Genomic DNA, 17,865 nt, shown 5'->3' with positions numbered 1-17,865 from the left:
CCGCGATGGCCTGGAGGTCTCATGCCCCGTCCAACCAGCGACGTGCAAGCATTTGAAGCCCACGCAACTGACGCCGACCTCGACGATCTGCGCGCGCGACTGGCCGCGGCGCGGCTACCTGAGGCTGAGACGGTCCATCGCACCGCGCCCGACCCTCGCCGATGGGAACAGGGCGTTCCTCTCGCCGACCTCGTCGATGTCGTGAACTACTGGCGCACCGGGTACAACTGGCGGTCGTTCGAAGCGCGCCTTGACCGGATCGGCCAGTTCCGCACGACCATTGATGATCTGGGAATCCACTTCCTGCACCGCCGATCCGCGCGCGCAGATGCCACTCCTCTGATCGTGACGCACGGCTGGCCAGGCAGCATTGCCGAGTTCATCGATGTCGTAGACGAACTGGCAGATCCGGAAGATGCAGACGCGCCAGCGTTCCACGTCGTGGTCCCGTCGCTACCAGGCTTTGGTTACAGCGACAAGCCGGCCACCACCGGGTGGGGAACCGAAAAGATCGCGGCCGCATGGGTGGAACTGATGGGAAGGCTCGGCTACAGCGAGTTCGCAGCCCACGGCGGCGACTGGGGAGGGAATATCACCACGGTCCTCGGCGGCAGGTTCCCGGCGCACGTTCTCGGCATCCACACAACATTCGCGGAGGCGCCGCCCGGGTTGACAACGGACGGGCTGACGGCGGCCGAGCGCAAATGGACCGAGGAAACCCGCGATTTCTGGCGCCACCGCGCGGCGTACGCGAAGCAGCAGGCGACCCGACCGCAGACCATCGGCTACTCGCTCGTCGACTCACCGGTCGGGCTTCTTGCCTGGATTCTTGACAAGTTCGCCGAGTGGTCAGACACCGAAGACAGCCCGTTCGAGACGATTTCCATAGACAGAATTCTTGACGACGTCACCCTGTATTGGCTGACGCGGACCGGCGCATCGGCGGCCCGCATCTACTACGAAAGCCACAACTCGCTGGACCCCGAACTTCGGGTCGACGTCCCGTCAGCAATCAGTATGTATCCCCGCGATATCGAGAAGTGTCCGCGCCCCTGGGCACAGGAGCGGTACCGTCAGATCGTCCGATGGAGGTCTCCAGAAAACGGGGGACATTTCCCGTCGCTGGAGGTTCCCGAGTATTTCGTCAAAGATCTACAAGAGGGCCTCGCGGCAGTGCTGGCCGCTAACCGGTGAACGCGGCTGGGCGCCGGCACTCGATCACCGCCTGATCCGGCCCAAGGCGTTGCCGGACGGCTTCCAGACCGAGTCCATCGCGACGGCAGAAGGTGGTCAGCCAGGCCACTCGGCAGCATGGCCGGCCTTGACCGCCCCGCCCGGCGAACCATGCGGTCCGCCGGGCCTTTGCCGCGACCCTCGTCCACCTCACCGGCGAGCCCACCGCCCCGTAGGCACCCGTCACCGTGCCAACGCGGCGCCGGGTACCGGTCAGCCGCGCCTGGCGGGCAGGGCGTAGACGGTCTCCACAAATTCGGCGATCTGGTCGTCGGGCAGATGCTGGGCCAGGTCCGCTTCGCTGATCACGCCGACCAGCCGCTTGTTCTCGATCACGGGCAGACGCTTGATGTGGTGGCTCTCCATCTCGTGGAGCACCCCACTGACGTCGGCGCTGGCGTCGATCCAGCGCGGTGTGCCCTCACAGAGATCGGCGCACCGCGTCTGTGCCGGGTCGTGCCCCTGGGCGACACACTTCACCACGATGTCGCGGTCGGTGATGATGCCGCACAGCCGTTCGTTTTCGTCGGCGACCGGCAACGCACCGACGTCCAGCTCTCGCATCAGCTGGGCGGCGCGGTCCAGCGTCTCCTCACGAGAGATCCACTGGGCGCCGGGGTGCATGATGTCCTTGGCCGTCGTCATGGTCACCTCCTGGATGGGCGCGCGAACACCCGCCGGGTCACGGGCCCCCACCGGGGGCCCGTCGAGTAGTTCCATGGTCGCCCCCTCGCCGCATCGATGCCATTCGTGGCGGCTTCTTCGGGGAGGGACCGAACACGCTTCGTGATCTTCGTCCGGCCTCTGGGGTCACGCGGCGGGTTACCCGAGCCTGCTGCGGCAGCGCCCCGTCCTGGTCTTGCAGCTCGTGGTGCACTGCCACAGTTCCCTGGTCTTACTGGTGCCTCTCGTCTGCGTCTCTGGCCCCGTCCCCGACGACGACGTGCTCCGCGGTGCCGGGGCCGCGGCGGGAGACCAGGCGACGGGGTCGGCGAGCCGCGCCCAGCAGGGCCTCGCCAACGGGCCCGGCACCTAGGTGCCGGGCCCGCCCCCCATGGTTACCAGGCAGTCAGCAGCGGCCACTGGAGCGGCCGTTGGTGACCTTCACCAGACGGCCCGGCCATTCCCACTTCCCAGTCTTCGACGCGCCCGCACGCACCGTCTTGCACCGGTCCGGGCCCCGCGCGATTTCCAGATGGTAGGTGAAGCGGCTGTTGCACTTGTTGCGGAGCTTCACCTTGTACTCGTACTTCTTGCCGTGACGGGCGCACTTGGGGACTGCGTGGCGCCCTCGCTTCTTCCAGGGGATACTCCTGCGCACCTCGCCCTGGGCAGAGGCCTCCTGTCGGGCGGCAGGCGCCACAGTGGGTACTGCATCGGGCTCGGAGTGTCCTTGGCCCTGGGCGATGGCGGGCACGGTGCCAATACCCATCACCAAGGCCGCGGTACTCGCAACGGCGGCTCGGCGCATCGTCATCAAGATGTTCCCCTCTCCTTTTGCAGCCTGAGCCCCCGTACCGCAGGTGCGAACCCCCGTACCGCAGGTGCGAAACCGGGGCGCAGGCTCGAACGCATCCAATGGAAAGAACCTGCGAATACACCGGACCGTGCTCAGTCCGGCGCACTCGCGTCATGCCGGTGAGGTTTTTCACTGGCGGTAAGGCTGCACGGTCGCGAAGCTGGTCAATGTGAGCAAGCGTGCTGGGCGCATGTTGTTCTCCTTGCTGCTCGACGTCTGTGTCGGTGCGGCGGATTCCGCCCGGTTGCTGGGTGCGGGAGCCGCCGATGTCACCGAGTTCACCTGCCGAGAAGTTGATTCGCACCCCATGTGAGCTGTATTAATCAATCGGCCGAGACGCAGCGGTCGAGCCAGTGAGGCGTTGCTGCCCTGATGAGCTCGCCTCTAGGGTGTCGGTGATCGAAAAGGGGGCAGGGGCGTGGGACGTCCGGAGAATCCGATCGATCCGCAAGACGGTCCGTTACAGCGCTTCGCGTGCGAGTTACGCAAACTCCGTGACGAGGCCGGGGCACCGGCCTACCGGACCATGGCCCGGCTCGTGGAGTACTCGGCGGCGACGCTGTCGCAAGCGGCGGCGGGAGAACGCCTGCCGACGCTGCCGGTCGTCCTGGCCTACGTACGGGCCTGCGGCCAAGACCCACCGAAGCCGGAGTGGGAACAGCGCTGGCGCCAAGCCGCCGAAGAGGAGGCCGCCCAGCCGCGCGAGGATGACGCCGACGCCGCGCCGTACCGGGGACTGGCCCGGTACGAACCGGGCGATGAGGCATGGTTCTTCGGTCGCGACCACCTCACCGACGACCTGCTCCAACTGGCCCGCCGCCGCCGTGTCACCGCGGTCGTCGGAGCCTCGGGCAGCGGCAAGTCCTCCCTCCTGCGCGCCGGCCTCGTCCCCCGCCTGCGCCACACCGACGACCGCGCACCGCGGCCAGCGGCGCTGCGCATCATCACTCCCGGCGGCCACCCACTGCGCACCCACGACAAGCACCTGTCCCCGAGCAACCCCGCTGAGACGGGCGCGGATACCTGGCTGATCGTCGACCAGTTCGAAGAGCTCTATACCCTGTGCCGCGACCCTGCCGAGCGCACCGCCTTCATCGACCGGCTCCTGGCCGCCCAGGTCCCCGACAGCCAACTGCGTGTGGTGATCGCGATACGAGCGGACTTCTACGGCCGCTGCCTGGAACACCGGGGCCTGACCGAGGTACTGCGAGACGCCAGCCTGCCGGTCGGGCCGATGAGCTCCGCGGAACTCAGAGAGGTCATCGTCAAACCCGCCACGGCCCGCGGCCTGGTCGTCGAGCGGGAGCTGACAGCCCGCATCACCGAAGAGACCGACGGCCAACCCGGTGGTCTGCCGCTGATGTCCCACGCCCTGCTGGAGACCTGGCGCCGCCGCAAGGGCAAAGCACTGACCCTGACCGCCTACCACGCCGCCGGCGGCGTCCACGGCGCCATCACCCACACCGCCGAAGCCGCCTACATCCAACTCGACCCCGACCAGGCCGCCCTCGCCCGCCGTATCCTGCTCAGACTCATCACCCCAGGCGAAGGCGCCCAGGACACTCGCCGACCCATCGACTACGGCGAACTCAACACCGGCGACCCCGCCGACACCACCGCAGTGCTGGAACGCTTGACCCGCGCCCGACTGCTCACCCTGGACGGCGACACCCTCGATCTCGCCCACGAAGCACTGATCACCGCCTGGCCCAGGCTACGAGCGTGGATCGATGAAGACCGCGAACTCCTGCGCCTCCACCGCCAGCTCACCGAAGCCGCCCACGCCTGGAACGACCTGGAGCGCGACCCGGGGGCGCTCTACCGCGGCACCCGCCTGGCCACCGCCGAAGAAGCCTTCACCCCCGACACCTATGGCGACCTCACCACGCTCGAACGGGACTTCCTCACCGCCAGCACCACCGCCCGCGACCACGAACGGCATGCCGCCGAACGCACCACTCGGCGCCTGCGCCAGTTCACCGGCATGTTGTCCGTCCTCCTCGTCCTCGCCCTCACCGCGGGCGTGATCGCCTGGGACCAGTACCGGACCAGCGAGCAGCAGCGCCGCAAGGCGGTGACCGCCCAACAGCAGGCTCAGTCCCGCCAACTCGCCGCACAATCGGACACCTTGCTCAAGGACAGTCCCGACCTGGCCTCGCTACTGGCCGTCCACGCTTACCGGGCCAGTCCCACGAAAGAAGCCAGAGCCAGCCTCTACGCCGCCGCGGCCCTTCCCCTCCAGCACCGGCTCACCGGGCACACCGGCTATGTGGGGGCGGTGGCGTTCAGCCCCGACGGGCGCACACTGGCCAGCGGCAGCAACGATCGAACAGTGCGGCTGTGGGACACCACCACCGGCAAGAGCCGCACCGCCACCCAAGGCGCAGACGTGTGGTCGGTGGCGTTCAGCCCCGATGGGCGCACACTGGCCAGCGGCTTAGGCGAGGACGGCGGGAAGGTGCGGCTGCTGGATGTGACGACCGGTAAGACCCGCACCACACTCAACGCGTCCACGGCGGGTGTGACGTCGGTGGCGTTCAGCCGCGATGGGCGCCGGGTAGTCGGTGGCGGAGACGACGGGACGGTGCGGCTGTGGGACCTGACCACCGGAAAGACCCGCACCACCCGCCTCGGGGGCGATCACACCGTGTCGTCGGTGGCATTCCGTCCTGATGGACGAGTGCTGGCCAGCGGCACCGACATGAAGGGGACGATGCGGCTGTGGGATGTGACCCCCGGCAGGGCCCGTGCCACGTTCACCGGACTCACCGCCTTCGTGAGGTCGGCGGTGTTCAGTCCTGACGGGCGCGCCGTGGTCGGCAGCGGTGATCATGGCAGGGTGAGGCTGTGGGACACCACTACCGGCAAGACTCGCACCACTTTGACCGGCCTCACCGGCAACGTGGGGGCGGTGGCGTTCAGCCCAGACGGGCGCCGGGTGGCCGGCGCCGACGAGAACGGGACAGTACGGATCTGGGACGCCACCACTGGGAAGGGCCGCACCACTTTGACCGGCCTCACCGGCCCAGTGGCATCGGTGGCGTTCAGCCCCGATGGGCGCCAGCTCGCCGCTGGCGGCGGCCAGGACGATCCAACGGTGCGGGTCTGGGATACCACCAGCGGCAAGACCCGCACCGTCGTCAAGGGACACACCGACCGCTCAGCCGGGGTAACGCTCAGTCCCGACGCACGCATGGTGGCTATTCGTGACCCGAAGGATGAAGCGGTACGGCTATGGGATGTGACCACGGGCAAGATCCGCACCGCCCTGACCGGCCTCACCGGCAGCGTGGAATCGGTGGCGTTCAGCTCCAACGGGCGCACGGTGGCCATTGACATGGACGACGGGACAGTGCGGCTGTGGGATGTGACAACCGGCCAGTTCCGCACCATCCGAACCGGAGACCCCGTCTCTGCGGGCAGGGGGGTGACCATCGACCCTATGGGGATGGTGGCACTCAGCCCCCATGGGCGCACGGTGGCCGCCGGAGGGGACGGGACGGTGCGGTTGTGGGACGCCGCCACCGGCAAGACCCGCGCCACCCTCACCGGCCTCACCGGCTTCATCGGGGCTGTGGCGATCAGTCCTGACGAGCGCACCGTGGCCGGCGCCGGTGACGACGGGACCGTGCGGTTGTGGGATGTGACAACCGGGAGATCACGCGCCCTCACCGGACACAAAGGCACCGCGACATCAGTGGTTGTGGGATCGATGGCGTTCAGCCCTGATGGGAACATCTTGGCCAGCGGCGGCACCGCGGACGGGACGGTGCGGCTGTGGGACACCACTACCGGCAAGACCCGCGCCACCCTCACCGGACATAAGGGCGGCGTTGAATCAGTGGTTTTCAGCCACGATGGGCAAACGGTGGCCAGCGGCGACGCCGAAGGGACCGTGCGGCTGTGGGACGTGATGACCGTCCAGAACCGCGGCACTCTCACCGGACATACGAGCAGGGTGATATCCGTGGCCTTCGGCCCCGATGGACACACCGTGGCCAGCGGCGACGCCGACGGAACGGTGCGGCTGCGGAACGTACACCTCCCCGGCCCGGCCGCAGCGATCCGCAAAATATGCCGCGCCGTCAACCGGGACCTCACTCAGCAGGAACGCTCGGTGTACCTGCAAGGCGAGTCTCCCGCTCGCGTGTGTCGATGGTGAGACAAGGTCTCGATGGCAGCAGACAGAACAGTCTTGCGCTCTCTTCGCCCGACCGCCCGCTCAGACGGCGGAGTGAGCCGGCCAGCACGAGGGCCGAGGCGGGACCCGCGAGAACTCCGGAGCCGCGGCCGCACGGGCGGCACGACAAGCGGGCGACCATTGACTGCCGCGTCGCTCCGTCTGTCTCGACGCGGGAGCAGACGTCCAGACCGACAGGCGGAGCAGCCCTTCGTCTTCGCCAGTTCGGCGCTCAAAGCTGAGCTTCGCATCCTGCCCGGCCTCCCCCAGCCGTTCGGCGAGAGCTGGGGTCGGCGCAACGTCACCGACAAGGTCAAGGACGTCAAGAACTTCCGCAGTCGGGACATCGGCGTGCTGCGCCTGCACGCGGACGGGATGTGGCTCCAGTCCGGAGGCGGCTGCCGCCTCACGGTCTTCAGTCCCGTCGACGACGCGACCGCCGAGAAATCGGAGCGTCTGCACGCCCTCACGGTCCGACCCGCGCCGAACGGCTCGGACGGCCGCGATCACGCCGAGATGAACGGCTCCGTCAGATGCGGCGTCGCCAGGTGCAGGGTGGTGGCGGTTTCGCGACCGAGCATGCGCTCCCTTGAGTGCCTGGCCGCCTCAGGGTCGACCTCGTGCGAGTAGGCGAGCTCGGGGTGGAGCAGTTGGAGCGCGTGCACCAGGAGGTCGCCGGTGACGAGCGCCAGCTCGCGCCCGTCGGCGACCAGCACGCTCTGGTGCCCGGGCGTGTGACCGGGCGTGGCGACCACGCGCCCGGCGCGCAGCGGTGTGTCCCCGTCGAGCAGCCGGAGCCGACCGGCCGCCTCAAGCGGGTCGGTGAGGGACTCGCGAAGCTGCGGGTTGAGCGCGTCGAGGGCGTCGAACTCGGCCCGCTGAAGCAGGTATTCGGCGTTCGGGAAATAGGGGCGGTACCCACTGGTCGCAGCGTTGCCGTCCACCACGCCGCCCGCTGAGGGGACGGCCGCCTCGGTGACGACCGCCCACCCGACGTGGTCGGTGTGCAGATGCGTGAGCACCACGGTGTCGACCTCGGCCGGGTCGATGCCCGCGGCGGCGAGCGACTCGGGGAGCACACCGGGCACGGGCGCCCACGAGGCGGCCGGGCCGTCCGCCGGACCGATCCCGGCGTCCACGACGGTGAGGCCCTTGTCGCCGCGGATCGCGTACGCGCGGAACTGGAGCCGCCAGCGGCCCTCGGCGTCGACCGCGCCCGGGTCGTAGCGATCGGCCTCGGCCCACTGAGCGGCCGTGGCCTCGGGGAAGGCCTCGGCGCGTGGGGAGAAGAACGGGCCCTCGCCGTCGGCGAGGGCGATGAGTTCGGTTGAGCCGACCCGGAGGCGGGGAACGCTAAGGGACATGGCCGCGATCTTGCCATGCCTGGCACGCGGGACTGGTGGGAGTATCCGAACGGACATCAGCGGTAGCGGGGCGATCTTGATTCCGATTCATTGACGCGCCCGTTTTGCCTGGTCAACGAGCGGTACGTTCCTCGACATGCCTGTCGAGTACCTGTCTGCTGAGCAAGTCTCCGGCGCTGACTCCGGCATGGAGGGCTTCACCACCAGCCTGTGTGCCGTCCTGCTGACGGAGGCATGCGACGTCGGTCAGACGCCCGTCACCAAGCCGGATGTTCCGGGCTGACCCGGGGTTGCCCTGTCCAAGTCGATCAGGGTTTCGTCCGTGCCGAGAACATCTCGGCGGCGAACGGCCTGTTCATTGAGGCCCCGGCGAAGATCGATGCCGTACGGGCCTGGGGTGGTGGCCTGCTCGCCTCCGCCGACGGTGTGCGCTTCAGGGTCCCCGTGCAGAGCCTGTACGGGGGGGGCGGACCCCCGGCACTTCGGTCTACGGCGCAAAGGGGCTACTTGGCTGAACGTGGTCAACGACCAGGTCAGGGGGGCGGCGGAGTCGTCGTGCCAGGCCACGCTGTGCGACTCACTGTTCATCCCTCGACGCCGTCCGCGCCCGCGACGGCGGCCCGGAGCCCGAGACCGTCATCACGGACACCGCGTCATACTCCGACATCACCAGGAAGACGGGGACGACGATGCGCAGCCACTGACAAGCGGCTGGCCGGAGCCGACGGCTCCAGCCGAGAAATCCTCTGGCGGAGCCGTCGGCACGTCTGGATGAACAGCAGTCACTTCCCGAGCCGCTTGGCCGCGGCGGCACGCCGGGCGAGCACCTTGTCCTGGGAGTCCTGCATCTCCCGGAGAGCAGCTTTCCGTTCTCTTTGTGCGAGCCGATCCAGATACAGGTGGCCGTGCAGGTGATCGGTTTCGTGCTGCAGACACCGGGCGAAGTACCCCCTGCCCTCGATCAACAGAGGGTTGCCGTCCTTGTCGAGGCCTCGAACGACAGCGGAGTCGAGGCGGGGCACCACGCGGTAGGGACCGGGAACGGACAGGCACCCTTCGGGTTCCTCTACGAGGCGGCGGTCGTCGGCGGGTACCTCTTCGAGCACCGGGTTGGCGATGTGCCCGACATGACGCACACCCCACTCGTCGGTGATGTCCCAGACGAACAACTGCAGATCCACATTCACCTGGTTGGCAGCGAGCCCAGCGCCCTCCGCCACCTGGTTGGTGGCGAACATGTCGTCGATCAGCCTCGCCAGCTCCGCCGTGCCGAACTCGGTCACCTCTCTGCACCGGCGGCGCAGGATCTCCTCCCCGACCACGGTGATCCTGCGCACCGCACCCCGTTCTACTTCCGGCGCGAGCCGCGGATAGGACTCGACGGGCTTGCCCTGCACACGCACCCGGCTATCCCGCACCGTGTCACCGAACCCAACAGCCACGAACCATCACCTCTTCTACGCAGCGCTCAGCCGCCGGGCCCCAGATGCCTAGGGACCCGGCGGCTTGCCAAGGGATTTGCAAAGTAGCAGACTTTGCAAAATGAGTGATGGAAACCATCGAGCCGAAGCCACGGAGGCTCTGCAGGATCGGGCCCGCCGACTCCTGCCCGACCACCCCGTGCGTGTTGCCTTGCTCGACCTGCTCGCCGAAGTCGGCACCCTCACCTCCACCGAAGCCGCCGCCCGCCTCGGGCACAGTTCCGGTCTGTGCTCCTTCCATCTGCGCCAGCTCGCCCGGTACGGCCTGATCGAAGAAGCGCCTCACCAAGGAGGCCGGTCCCGGCCGTGGCGGCTGCGATGGGACACTCCCCACCACGTCGGCGTGGAAGAGCCGGACGAATTCACCGCCCTCGCCCGCGGACTGGAGGACGAGAGTTACCAACACTGGTTGGCTCACCGGGACCAGGCGTCGGCGGAGTGGCAGCAGGACGAGTCCTTCAGCACCGTGCTCCACCTCACCCCGGCCGAGACGGCCGAACTCGCCGCTTCCATCCGCCGTCTGTTCGCCGGCTACCGCAACCGGGAGGACCACCCCGCCGCACGCCCACCGAATGCCGTGGCCGTAGCCGCACTCACCCGACTATTCCCGCTCCTCGCCGAACATCAGGTGCCGCCGCAGTCCACGCCAGGCGGCATTGAAGAATCGACCGATTCCTGAACAAGATCGGAAAGCGGCGGCGCGAGACTCGATCGGTGCCGGATCATGCGCGAGAAACGGTGTCAACCAGTTGGTGTGCTCAATAACTTGACATAACTTGTCCCCCACCGTCTTCTGTACGGTCTCGCGGCTGCAGACGCCTTCGGACGGCGACAGCGCATGCCGATGCAGACGCACGCCGTGGCGTCCTGCAGCGTGGAGAAGAGCACAGGCATGCAGTCCTCGCTGAACGCCGCGCCCACCCCCGTACCGGCGACGACCGTCTCCGTCACCGGTATCAGGTCGAACTGATGACAGTCCGGGCTGTGCCTGTCAGGTGTACAGGCGCTTGGCGGATTCGGTGGCAGGTGCCTGATGGGCTGCGGTGGTGTAGGCGAAGTTCAGGACGGCGCGGCGGATACCGGGGCGGTTGAGGGGCGTGACGCGGTGGGCGGTGAGGTCACTGCGCAGCACGTAGGCGTCTCCTGCCCGGTGGTGGATCTGCCGTGTCCCGGCTTCCTCCAGCGCGGTCAGGTCCAGGCGGCCGGGGTTGAACTCAAGCAGTCCGCCGTCGCCAGGCTCTGCTGGTGCCTCAAGGAACAACACCAGGGCCAGGGGGTAGTCGTCGGTGTGGGCGCCGTGGGTGTCGCCAGGGTGGTGGAGGATGTTCAGCACGTGTCGCTCCACCGCCTCTTGCACGGGGAGCACGTCCGTGCCGTGCAGGGCCGTGAGCAGCGCCAGCAGCCCGGTGTCGCGGTACAAGGTGCTGATGAGCGCGGATTCCTGGGCGATGTGATGGCCGCCCAGGGTGGTCATGTGGCGGGGGCTGCCGGCCATGCACGCCATGCGGAAGTCGCGGCGGGTCGCCCCGGCCTCCAGCCGACCGGTCTCCTCACGCAACGTCTGGAGCCCCTGGCCGGTCAGCAGGCCGGGGAGTGGCAGGTATCCGGCCTCGGCGAAGCCGACATTGAGCTCTGCGGGTCGTGAGGGCAGTATCAGCACGAGCACAGCCCTACCCCCTTCACCAGCAACAGGGAACGGCGAAGCCGACCGCGGAGTCGCAGAAGCCCCCGACGACACCGTCCGGGGCACTCGACCAGCCAACGGGCGCCTGACGATGATGACCATTGGGGCGGGCCTACCGCAGACACCTGATGAGACGAGGGGCCTGTGCAGGGATGGCGGCGGCCACTCCGGGGAGTCCTGGTCGTCCGGGGAGACGCTCGCTCGCCGACCACCTCACCGCCCACGGCCTGGTCCCGGAGATGCTCGCCGGACCTGCTGCATGCCGTGCTGCGGCGCCGGGCGGTCGATCGAACCGTGGTTGGCGTTGAGATTGATCACGGTTCCTGGATGGAGGCCTCCGCGTCGGCCGCCGCGGCCGAGGCGCTTCATCTCGTTGACCCGGCAGTGCGGGGCGTGGGCCTTGATCTCGCGGGTGGCGGCGAGCACGGCCTCGAACTGGGGGCGGACCCGGGTGCGGGTGCTGATCTGCTCGCTGAAGAACTCCTCCCGCTCGATGCCGTGGCCCGCGAGAGCGTCGAGCTGGGAACGAAACTGGAGTATCACCCCCGCGCAGACCTCGATGTCTCGCATCAGCAGACCCGTCACGGCCAAGGTGCCGTGAGATCACGGACGCTAGTTCGGTGTTCGACCCTGGCGATGAGTTCCGGCGCGCGATGAGCTGTTCAACGCCTGGAGGGCTGCCCGCGTCGTCCCCTGACGGGGCCAGGCGGAGCGCGGTGTGAGCACCAGTACGTTCTGTCGCCGAAGCCCCGCACCGCACCGTCCAGGAGCGGCGCCGCGGTCGAATGCGTACTGCGTAACCCGAGGAGGAGGCAGTAGCGGCGATCAGATGGTTTGGGGTGCGCGCGGTGCAGGCGGCCTCGCCTCGGGTCGCCTATCCGGGCAGCCCGAGCCACCTGGGCCGACCGCGTCCGAGACCTCCTCCCCCGCCCTCAGGCTCCTCGGACGCGGCTGCGCCGGACTCGCCGCCGTCCTCGTCGCCGCGATCATTGTGATCGTCAGACTCGTCTGGGTGCCGACGGACTGACGCCCCGCCGCGCCAGGGCCGTGTCCGTTCAGCTACCGCGTGGGCGAGGGGCTGGCGGGAACGGCTTGCTGGTGGAGGTGGAACGGAGTCCGGCCGGGACGCGGACCACGCGCGTAGGAGCTCGCCGAGCACGTCGGCGGATGCGTCGAGCATGCGAGACGTCGCCGTCTCCGCCGATCAGGTCAGTTCCCGCCACGGTCCAGGATGCCGCTGACTACTCGCCGATGGTTGCGCCACCCGTCCCTAGCGTGCGCGTTCCGTGAGATGGGCGAGCAGCAGCCGGGTGAGGGTTCGGGGGACGCGCAGCGGCAGGTAGTGGTCGGCGTCCGGCACGGTGATGGAGGCCGCCCCGGGGATGGCGGCGGTGATTCGACGGCCGATGGCGGCGATCTCGGGGTGGTCCTGGTCACCGGCGACGATCAGTACAGGTGCCGCGATCCTGCCGAGCTGTGAAGCGGCGTCCACACCGGGCTGACTGATGAAGTGCTCGCCGATGACTCTGCGTTCCGCGTTCTCCGCCACCATCGCGGCGATCAGCCGTCCGCCGGTCGCGGTGACCCCCATCGACGCCCAGATGGCCAGCTCCAGTTCCGCCAGACGCACGGCGTCGCGGTTCCGGCGGGCAGCTGCGTACGCGTCCAGCTCCGGGGTCACCGGCCAGACATGCCCGCTGAGCGAGCTGCCGACCAGCGCCAGGGCGCCGACGCGGGAGGGGTGGACCAGGGGGAAGTCCAGCGCCGTCTCGCCGCCCATACTCAGTCCGACCAGGGCGGCGCACTCCACCCCGAAGTGGTCCAGGACGGCCCGCAGGTCGTCGACATCGTTGAACGGTTTCCTGGGCATCGCCGAACGGCCGAGCCCCCGGGCGTCGTAGCGGATGACGGTGTGGTGGCGGGCCAGCGCCGGGAACACCGTGTCCCACAGGCGGCTGTCCATGCCCGCACCGTGCAGCAGCACGACCGGGTTCCCGCTCTCGCTCCCGGCGCACTCCGCCCAGAGGTCACCGTCGGGGGTCGGGACGGCGACCTGGACGGCCGGTATGCGTGGCGTGTGCAGCATGCGCCGCAGCCTGGCATGCCCGGGGGCTCACCTTCCTCCGGGTTTCGCCGGGGACCGATGTGCTGCTGGCCATGAACGAGCGGGTCACTCCGCCGCCCGCCGCTCATCCTGCTGACCAGATCGGTCCGCCCCTGGACCTGATGCGGACTCCCGTCACAGGCGCCCGACGCTCAAGCTTGAGGCATGAACCGAGCACTGATCGTCATCGATGTCCAGGAGTCCTTCCGCGTCGGAGGGCTGTGGGAGACCCTTTCCGACCCGAAGATCACCGACCGGGTGGACCGGCTGGTCCGTCTCGCGCGCCGGGCCGGCGACCTCGTGGTGTGGGTGCTGCATTCCGAGCCGGGCAGCGGGAACGTCTTCGACCCGGCTCTCGGCCACGTCAGGGTGATGGACGAACTGCGGCGCGAGGAGGGCGAGCCCTTGATCCACAAGACCGCGCACAACGCCTTCACCACCACCAACCTGCAGCAGCTCCTCACCGAGCGCGGCATCCGCGAGCTCACCGTCTGCGGCATCCGTACCGAGCAGTGCGTGGAGACCACCACCCGTGTGGCCAGTGATCTCGGCTACGGGGTCACCTTCGTCGTCGACGCCACCGCGACGAACCCGATCCCGCACCGCGACGCCCCGGCCGGGCTGAGCGCCGCCGAGCTGCTCGCCGACCCTCGCACGCTGAGCGCGCAGGAGATCATCCGACGCACCGAGTACGCCCTCGCCGGACGGTTCGCCACCCTCGCCACCGTGGCCGAGCTTGAAGCCGCGGCCGGGGCTGGGGCATGATGACCGGATCGTGAGCCGCATCGTCTTCTTCCTGGTGCCCGGGGTCCATCTGCTGGACCTGGCGGGACCCGCGCAGGTGTTCTCCACCGCAGCCGACTTCGGGCATCCCTACACGCTCACCTACGTCGCCGAGCGGGAGCAGGTCCTCAGCGCACAGGGCCTGCCGCTGGCAGCCCGGCAGGACTGGCCGCCGCTCGGCTCCGACGACCTGATCGTGGTACCCGGCTGGCGGGTGGGCGGACCCGCCGACCGCCCTGCCATCGGGGCGGCGGCCCTCAGCGCCTTGCGGGAGCACCACGAACGGGGCGGGACCGTGGCCAGTGTCTGTGCCGGTGCCGAGGCCCTCGGCCGGGCGGGGCTGCTCGACGGGCGTCGCTGCACCACGCACCACGCCGTCCAGGACGAGCTTGCCCGCCGTCATCCGCGGGCGGTCGTGATGCGTGACGTCCTGTACACCACGGACGACCGCGTGGTCACCTCGGTCGGCATCGCCAGCGGGATCGATCTGGCCCTGCATCTGCTGGCCTCCCGGCACGGCCCCGCGCTCGCCGCCCAGGTGGCCCGCGACATGGTCGTCTACGCGCGGCGCAACGGCCACGAGCCGCAGGCCAGCGCGATGCTCCGGTACCGCTCGCACCTCGACGACACGGTGCACCGCGCTCAGGACCTGCTGGACGCCCGCTTCGACGAGCCACTGCCGCTGTCGGACCTGGCTGCGGCCACGGGCGTGAGCGAACGCACCCTCACCCGGCTGTTCGCCCGCGCCACCGATGGCCTTACGCCGCTGCGCTACCAGCAGACGCTGCGCCTTGAGCGCGCTGAGCACCTCATCGGCCACGGGACCACGGTCGAGGCCGCGGCCCGCGCGGTCGGCTTCGAGGACGCCCGGATGCTGCGCCGACTGCGGACACGGGCCACCTAGTGCCGTATCAGCCGACGTTCGCCCTGTAGTGCCTCAGATCGCGGATGACACACGTCTCGGCGAACGTGACGTCTGAAATCCGCCAGCATGCTCGCGGTCGGTCGGGCGAGAATCCGCTCATGATCGCTGAAGCGCAGGGAATCCGCATCCGGCACCGCGGGTATGAACCGCAGGTCCATCCCACCGCCTACGTTGCCCCGACGGCCACGCTCGTTGGTGATGTCCGCGTGGGGCCGAGAGCGCGGGTGATGTACGGTGCGGTGCTCGATGCCGAGGGGTCTCGGATCGAGGTCGGGGAGGCGGCGGTGATCTGCGAGAACGCAGTGTTGCGCGGGTCTGCGGTCGCCGGCGATCAGCCGGTGCTTGTCGACGATCACGTCTTCGTGGGGCCGCATGCCACGCTGCTGGGCTGCGAGGTCGGCAGGTGCGTCTATGTGGCGACCGCGGCGACGGTCCTGCAGTGCGCACGGTTGGGGGCCGGCTCCGTTGTCGCTGTCGGCGCGCTCGTCCATGCGCGCACCGTTTTGCCGGACGAGTACTTCGTGCCGCCGCACACCGTGGCGCTTGACGCGCCGGTGCGGCTGCTGGCGCCTGGCGATCCGGGCCTGGCCGAGGCCGTCAGGCGGGTGGGCTTCGCGCAGGCGGCGTTCGGCGTCGACGCGGAGTGGACCGACCGGATCAGCCGGTACGAGCACATCGCGGAGGTGCGCGTCGCCGAGTTCGGCACGCACGCGGACGATGAGGTTCTGAATCTCGGCTAGCGCCGCATCAGCGGCCCTCGTGCTGTGGTGAGGTGACGCGCCGTCCGGATTCCACTTCGGCGGCGCGCGTCCGGCAAGCTGTGCCGGTGCGGCAGAGCGCGTGCGGGTCCGTGAGATCGCTGATGTCGTCTTCGCCTCGGACCCCCGTCGCGGCCTCGTGGCGCGGAGCGGATGGGAACAGGTAGAGGCACGAACCGTGCTCGGCGACCTTGGTTGGGAGTGGGAGGAGAAGCTGCACGCGCTGGTTCCACCGGACGACATTGCGGAGGCCGACGCCGGCGTGCGGGCCGTTGGAGAACTGCACCTTCATGGCTATCGCACCGGATATGCAGTGGGACCGTACGGTGCGGTGCGGCTCAATCTGGGGCGGGCGGAGCAAATCTTCGCGCACTTCGAGGCACGGCCCAGGTTGGCTCCGCTGGTCGAGCGTGCCACCGTCCTCGAAGCTTACGCAGCTCGTACGCGAACCGCTGCACCGGACCCGCATCCGGATCGACCGGCTTCGCACAACGCCCACCGCGGATTCTCCCCCTTGGCCATGCTCCCGGCACTCACAATGATCGCCGCCTATCTGGCGTCCTTCCTGGTCGCCGTCAACTGTGCACACGGTGACTCCCACAAATGACCATCTGTGACAGCTCTGAGAGAGACCCCGGAGTGATCACGTTTCTGCGGTCGCCATGCAGGGGCCCACGGTGTAGAGAGCTGCGGAGGGCCGGGACCTGTCTTCGATGAGCGGCATGCCGGCCGACATCAGCTACCGTCTGCTGCCGGCCTGACGGCCGGGCCTCACTTCAGATGTCGGGTGAAGAACTGGGCCGCCGCGTCCCCCGCGAACTGCGGGACGCCGGTGTGCCCGCCGAGATGGGCGTGCAGGGACTTCTCCTTGGAGCTGAAGGCGTCGAACAGGTCCAGGGCCGCCTGTCGGTCGTTCCCTTCGTCGTCCCACTGCAGCAGGACGTGCAGTGGAATGGTGACCTGCCGGGCCTCCTCGAACATGGCGCGAGGCACGAAACTCCCGGCGAACAGAACGGCGGCCGAGATGCGAGGCTCGACCACCGCCAGCCGGATGCCGATGGAGATCACTCCCCCCGAGTACCCGACCGGGCCGCCGATCTCGGGCAGCGAAAGGAGGGCGTCCAGGGCGGCCTTCCATTCCGGGACCGCCTTGTCGACCAGCGGGAGGATGAGGGCGTCGACGATCTCGTCGCTGACCGGCTCGTCGGCCTCCATCGCCCGGCGCAGGTCGGCGCGGGCCTGCTCGGCGGCGGGCCAACGGGGCCGGTCACCGCTTCCGGGGAGCTCGATGGTGGCCGTGGCGAAGCCCTCCGCCGCGGAGTGCAGGGCCCGGGCCACCAGTCGGGGGTACATCTTGCGCAGCCCGAGGGGAGGGTGGCCGAGCAGGACCAGCGGCGCCGGTGCGGATGCGGGTGTCCACAGGATGCCGGGGATCTCACCGAGGGTGAATTCGCGTTCGAGGACGCCGTTGTCGAGGCGCTGCTCGGAAGTGAAATGCATGGTCGTGCCTTTCGGGAGTGCACTGGAACGGCGCTCCCGGACGACCTGCCTATCGCCCGACCGTGACCCCGGAGGGGAGCACCCATGTCGATACTGCGTTCACGGGTACCACCTCCTCGATCTCTCGCACGGCCTCCGGAAAAGTAGCGGTAGTCGCCCTCGTCAGCCAAACGGGTTTTTGCGGAGCCTCCGTGGCCGGATGCCACGGAGGCACTGCACAGAGCTACTTGGAGTGTCGTCGCCCTGGCCCACCAGTTCAAGGAAGCCGCGTCCGAGACGCCCGTCATCCTGACGGTGCACGAGCTCAAGCGTGTCTGGCCAGGAGTGCGGCCGA

Annotated in this window: 19 protein-coding genes and 1 pseudogene; 12 read left to right on the top strand and 8 right to left on the bottom strand. The window is 69.0% G+C overall.

Translation table 11 applies throughout. The features are described 5' to 3' along the window. Positions 1 to 21: 21 nt before the first annotated feature. Positions 22 to 1,194, top strand: a complete 1,173-nt coding sequence (locus AC5P1B_RS31695; protein WP_493891436.1) for an epoxide hydrolase family protein — start codon at positions 22 to 24, stop codon at positions 1,192 to 1,194. Between the two features lie 252 nt (positions 1,195 to 1,446). On the opposite strand, the gene AC5P1B_RS31690 is transcribed toward AC5P1B_RS31695, so the two are convergent. Next, positions 1,447 to 1,878: a CBS domain-containing protein gene (locus tag AC5P1B_RS31690; protein WP_493891454.1), complete on the bottom strand. Its 432-nt coding sequence runs from the start codon at positions 1,876 to 1,878 to the stop codon at positions 1,447 to 1,449. Between the two features lie 214 nt (positions 1,879 to 2,092). Here AC5P1B_RS31690 and AC5P1B_RS31685 point away from each other — a divergent pair, with 214 nt between their 5' ends. Further along, positions 2,093 to 2,269, top strand: a complete 177-nt coding sequence (locus tag AC5P1B_RS31685) for a hypothetical protein (protein WP_493891435.1) — start codon at positions 2,093 to 2,095, stop codon at positions 2,267 to 2,269. Between the two features lie 33 nt (positions 2,270 to 2,302). Here the strand turns inward: AC5P1B_RS31685 and AC5P1B_RS31680 are convergent, their stop codons facing one another. Beyond that, positions 2,303 to 2,713, bottom strand: coding sequence for a hypothetical protein (locus tag AC5P1B_RS31680; protein WP_493891434.1), 411 nt, complete (start codon positions 2,711 to 2,713; stop codon positions 2,303 to 2,305). A 208-nt stretch (positions 2,714 to 2,921) separates the two neighbouring features. On the opposite strand from AC5P1B_RS31680, the gene AC5P1B_RS31675 reads away from it, so the two are divergent. Next, positions 2,922 to 3,065 carry a hypothetical protein gene (locus AC5P1B_RS31675; RefSeq protein WP_493891433.1) on the top strand — a complete coding sequence of 48 codons (144 nt, stop codon included), beginning with the start codon at positions 2,922 to 2,924 and terminating at the stop codon, positions 3,063 to 3,065. Positions 3,066 to 3,170: 105 nt separating this feature from the next. Next, positions 3,171 to 6,914 (top strand): nSTAND1 domain-containing NTPase, encoded by a 3,744-nt coding sequence (locus AC5P1B_RS31670; RefSeq protein WP_493891432.1) that lies wholly within the window; start codon positions 3,171 to 3,173, stop codon positions 6,912 to 6,914. Between the two features lie 524 nt (positions 6,915 to 7,438). Here the strand turns inward: AC5P1B_RS31670 and AC5P1B_RS31665 are convergent. Then, entirely contained in the window at positions 7,439 to 8,296 is an 858-nt protein-coding gene (locus tag AC5P1B_RS31665) for an MBL fold metallo-hydrolase (RefSeq protein ID WP_493891431.1), read from the bottom strand. Between the two features lie 136 nt (positions 8,297 to 8,432). Here AC5P1B_RS31665 and AC5P1B_RS31660 point away from each other — a divergent pair, with 136 nt between their 5' ends. Next, positions 8,433 to 8,579 (top strand): hypothetical protein, encoded by a 147-nt coding sequence (locus tag AC5P1B_RS31660; protein ID WP_493891430.1) that lies wholly within the window; start codon positions 8,433 to 8,435, stop codon positions 8,577 to 8,579. Beyond that, a pseudogene (locus AC5P1B_RS31655) lies at positions 8,531 to 8,695 on the top strand (hypothetical protein); the annotation flags it as partial. The gene AC5P1B_RS31660 and the pseudogene AC5P1B_RS31655, both read left to right, overlap by 49 nt. A 383-nt stretch (positions 8,696 to 9,078) precedes the next feature. On the opposite strand, the gene def reads toward AC5P1B_RS31655, so the two are convergent. Beyond that, a complete protein-coding gene (gene def / locus AC5P1B_RS31650; protein WP_493891453.1) occupies positions 9,079 to 9,693 on the bottom strand; it encodes a peptide deformylase in 615 nt (204 codons plus the stop codon). A 145-nt stretch (positions 9,694 to 9,838) separates the two neighbouring features. Between def and AC5P1B_RS31645 the strand changes: the two genes are divergently transcribed. Together AC5P1B_RS31645 and AC5P1B_RS31640 are read left to right on the top strand one after the other, a co-directional pair. Beyond that, complete coding sequence (locus tag AC5P1B_RS31645) at positions 9,839 to 10,456, top strand: ArsR/SmtB family transcription factor (RefSeq protein WP_493891429.1); 618 nt, start codon at positions 9,839 to 9,841, stop codon at positions 10,454 to 10,456. 159 nt (positions 10,457 to 10,615) lie between these two features. After that, positions 10,616 to 10,747 carry a hypothetical protein gene (locus AC5P1B_RS31640; protein WP_493891428.1) on the top strand — a complete coding sequence of 44 codons (132 nt, stop codon included), beginning with the start codon at positions 10,616 to 10,618 and terminating at the stop codon, positions 10,745 to 10,747. Positions 10,748 to 10,768: 21 nt separating this feature from the next. On the opposite strand, the gene AC5P1B_RS31635 is transcribed toward AC5P1B_RS31640, so the two are convergent. The 3 genes from AC5P1B_RS31635 to AC5P1B_RS31625 form a co-directional block, all read right to left on the bottom strand. Then, the gene (locus AC5P1B_RS31635) at positions 10,769 to 11,443 is read right to left on the bottom strand and encodes a HalD/BesD family halogenase (RefSeq protein WP_493891427.1); all 675 of its coding nucleotides are present in this window, start codon (positions 11,441 to 11,443) and stop codon (positions 10,769 to 10,771) included. Positions 11,444 to 11,674: 231 nt separating this feature from the next. Beyond that, the gene (locus AC5P1B_RS31630; protein WP_493891426.1) at positions 11,675 to 12,031 is read right to left on the bottom strand and encodes a hypothetical protein; all 357 of its coding nucleotides are present in this window, start codon (positions 12,029 to 12,031) and stop codon (positions 11,675 to 11,677) included. 700 nt (positions 12,032 to 12,731) lie between these two features. Further along, positions 12,732 to 13,547: an alpha/beta fold hydrolase gene (locus AC5P1B_RS31625; RefSeq protein WP_493891425.1), complete on the bottom strand. Its 816-nt coding sequence runs from the start codon at positions 13,545 to 13,547 to the stop codon at positions 12,732 to 12,734. Positions 13,548 to 13,730: 183 nt separating this feature from the next. Between AC5P1B_RS31625 and AC5P1B_RS31620 the strand changes: the two genes are divergently transcribed. The 4 genes from AC5P1B_RS31620 (at position 13,731) to AC5P1B_RS31605 (ending at position 16,638) form a co-directional block, all read left to right on the top strand. After that, the gene (locus AC5P1B_RS31620) at positions 13,731 to 14,330 is read left to right on the top strand and encodes an isochorismatase family protein (RefSeq protein WP_493891424.1); all 600 of its coding nucleotides are present in this window, start codon (positions 13,731 to 13,733) and stop codon (positions 14,328 to 14,330) included. A gap of 10 nt (positions 14,331 to 14,340) precedes the next feature. After that, the gene (locus tag AC5P1B_RS31615) at positions 14,341 to 15,252 is read left to right on the top strand and encodes a GlxA family transcriptional regulator (RefSeq protein ID WP_493891423.1); all 912 of its coding nucleotides are present in this window, start codon (positions 14,341 to 14,343) and stop codon (positions 15,250 to 15,252) included. 119 nt (positions 15,253 to 15,371) lie between these two features. Further along, entirely contained in the window at positions 15,372 to 16,013 is a 642-nt protein-coding gene (locus tag AC5P1B_RS31610) for a gamma carbonic anhydrase family protein (RefSeq protein ID WP_493891422.1), read from the top strand. A 196-nt stretch (positions 16,014 to 16,209) separates the two neighbouring features. Next, complete coding sequence (locus AC5P1B_RS31605; RefSeq protein WP_493891421.1) at positions 16,210 to 16,638, top strand: hypothetical protein; 429 nt, start codon at positions 16,210 to 16,212, stop codon at positions 16,636 to 16,638. A 164-nt stretch (positions 16,639 to 16,802) separates the two neighbouring features. Here AC5P1B_RS31605 and AC5P1B_RS31600 read toward each other — a convergent pair whose 3' ends face one another. Continuing rightward, complete coding sequence (locus AC5P1B_RS31600) at positions 16,803 to 17,531, bottom strand: dienelactone hydrolase family protein (protein WP_493891420.1); 729 nt, start codon at positions 17,529 to 17,531, stop codon at positions 16,803 to 16,805. Positions 17,532 to 17,865: the final 334 nt, after the last annotated feature.

It is taken from the genome of Streptomyces sp. A01 (assembly GCF_059026195.1).
Note: the sequence above shows the minus strand (reverse complement) of the source record. Positions and strands in the feature narration are given on the sequence as shown.

What these genes read in the sequence shown, in the direction of transcription:
- AC5P1B_RS31695 (WP_493891436.1), top strand. Translation starts at nt 22, where the DNA reads ATGCCCCGTCCAACCAGCGACGTGCAAGCATTTGAAGCCCACGCAACT.
- AC5P1B_RS31690 (WP_493891454.1), bottom strand. Translation starts at nt 1,878, where the DNA reads ATGACGACGGCCAAGGACATCATGCACCCCGGCGCCCAGTGGATCTCT.
- AC5P1B_RS31665 (WP_493891431.1), bottom strand. Translation starts at nt 8,296, where the DNA reads ATGTCCCTTAGCGTTCCCCGCCTCCGGGTCGGCTCAACCGAACTCATC.
- AC5P1B_RS31660 (WP_493891430.1), top strand. Translation starts at nt 8,433, where the DNA reads ATGCCTGTCGAGTACCTGTCTGCTGAGCAAGTCTCCGGCGCTGACTCC.
- AC5P1B_RS31645 (WP_493891429.1), top strand. Translation starts at nt 9,839, where the DNA reads ATGAGTGATGGAAACCATCGAGCCGAAGCCACGGAGGCTCTGCAGGAT.
- AC5P1B_RS31640 (WP_493891428.1), top strand. Translation starts at nt 10,616, where the DNA reads ATGCCGATGCAGACGCACGCCGTGGCGTCCTGCAGCGTGGAGAAGAGC.
- AC5P1B_RS31630 (WP_493891426.1), bottom strand. Translation starts at nt 12,031, where the DNA reads ATGCGAGACATCGAGGTCTGCGCGGGGGTGATACTCCAGTTTCGTTCC.
- AC5P1B_RS31625 (WP_493891425.1), bottom strand. Translation starts at nt 13,547, where the DNA reads ATGCTGCACACGCCACGCATACCGGCCGTCCAGGTCGCCGTCCCGACC.
- AC5P1B_RS31620 (WP_493891424.1), top strand. Translation starts at nt 13,731, where the DNA reads ATGAACCGAGCACTGATCGTCATCGATGTCCAGGAGTCCTTCCGCGTC.
- AC5P1B_RS31610 (WP_493891422.1), top strand. Translation starts at nt 15,372, where the DNA reads ATGATCGCTGAAGCGCAGGGAATCCGCATCCGGCACCGCGGGTATGAA.
- AC5P1B_RS31600 (WP_493891420.1), bottom strand. Translation starts at nt 17,531, where the DNA reads ATGCATTTCACTTCCGAGCAGCGCCTCGACAACGGCGTCCTCGAACGC.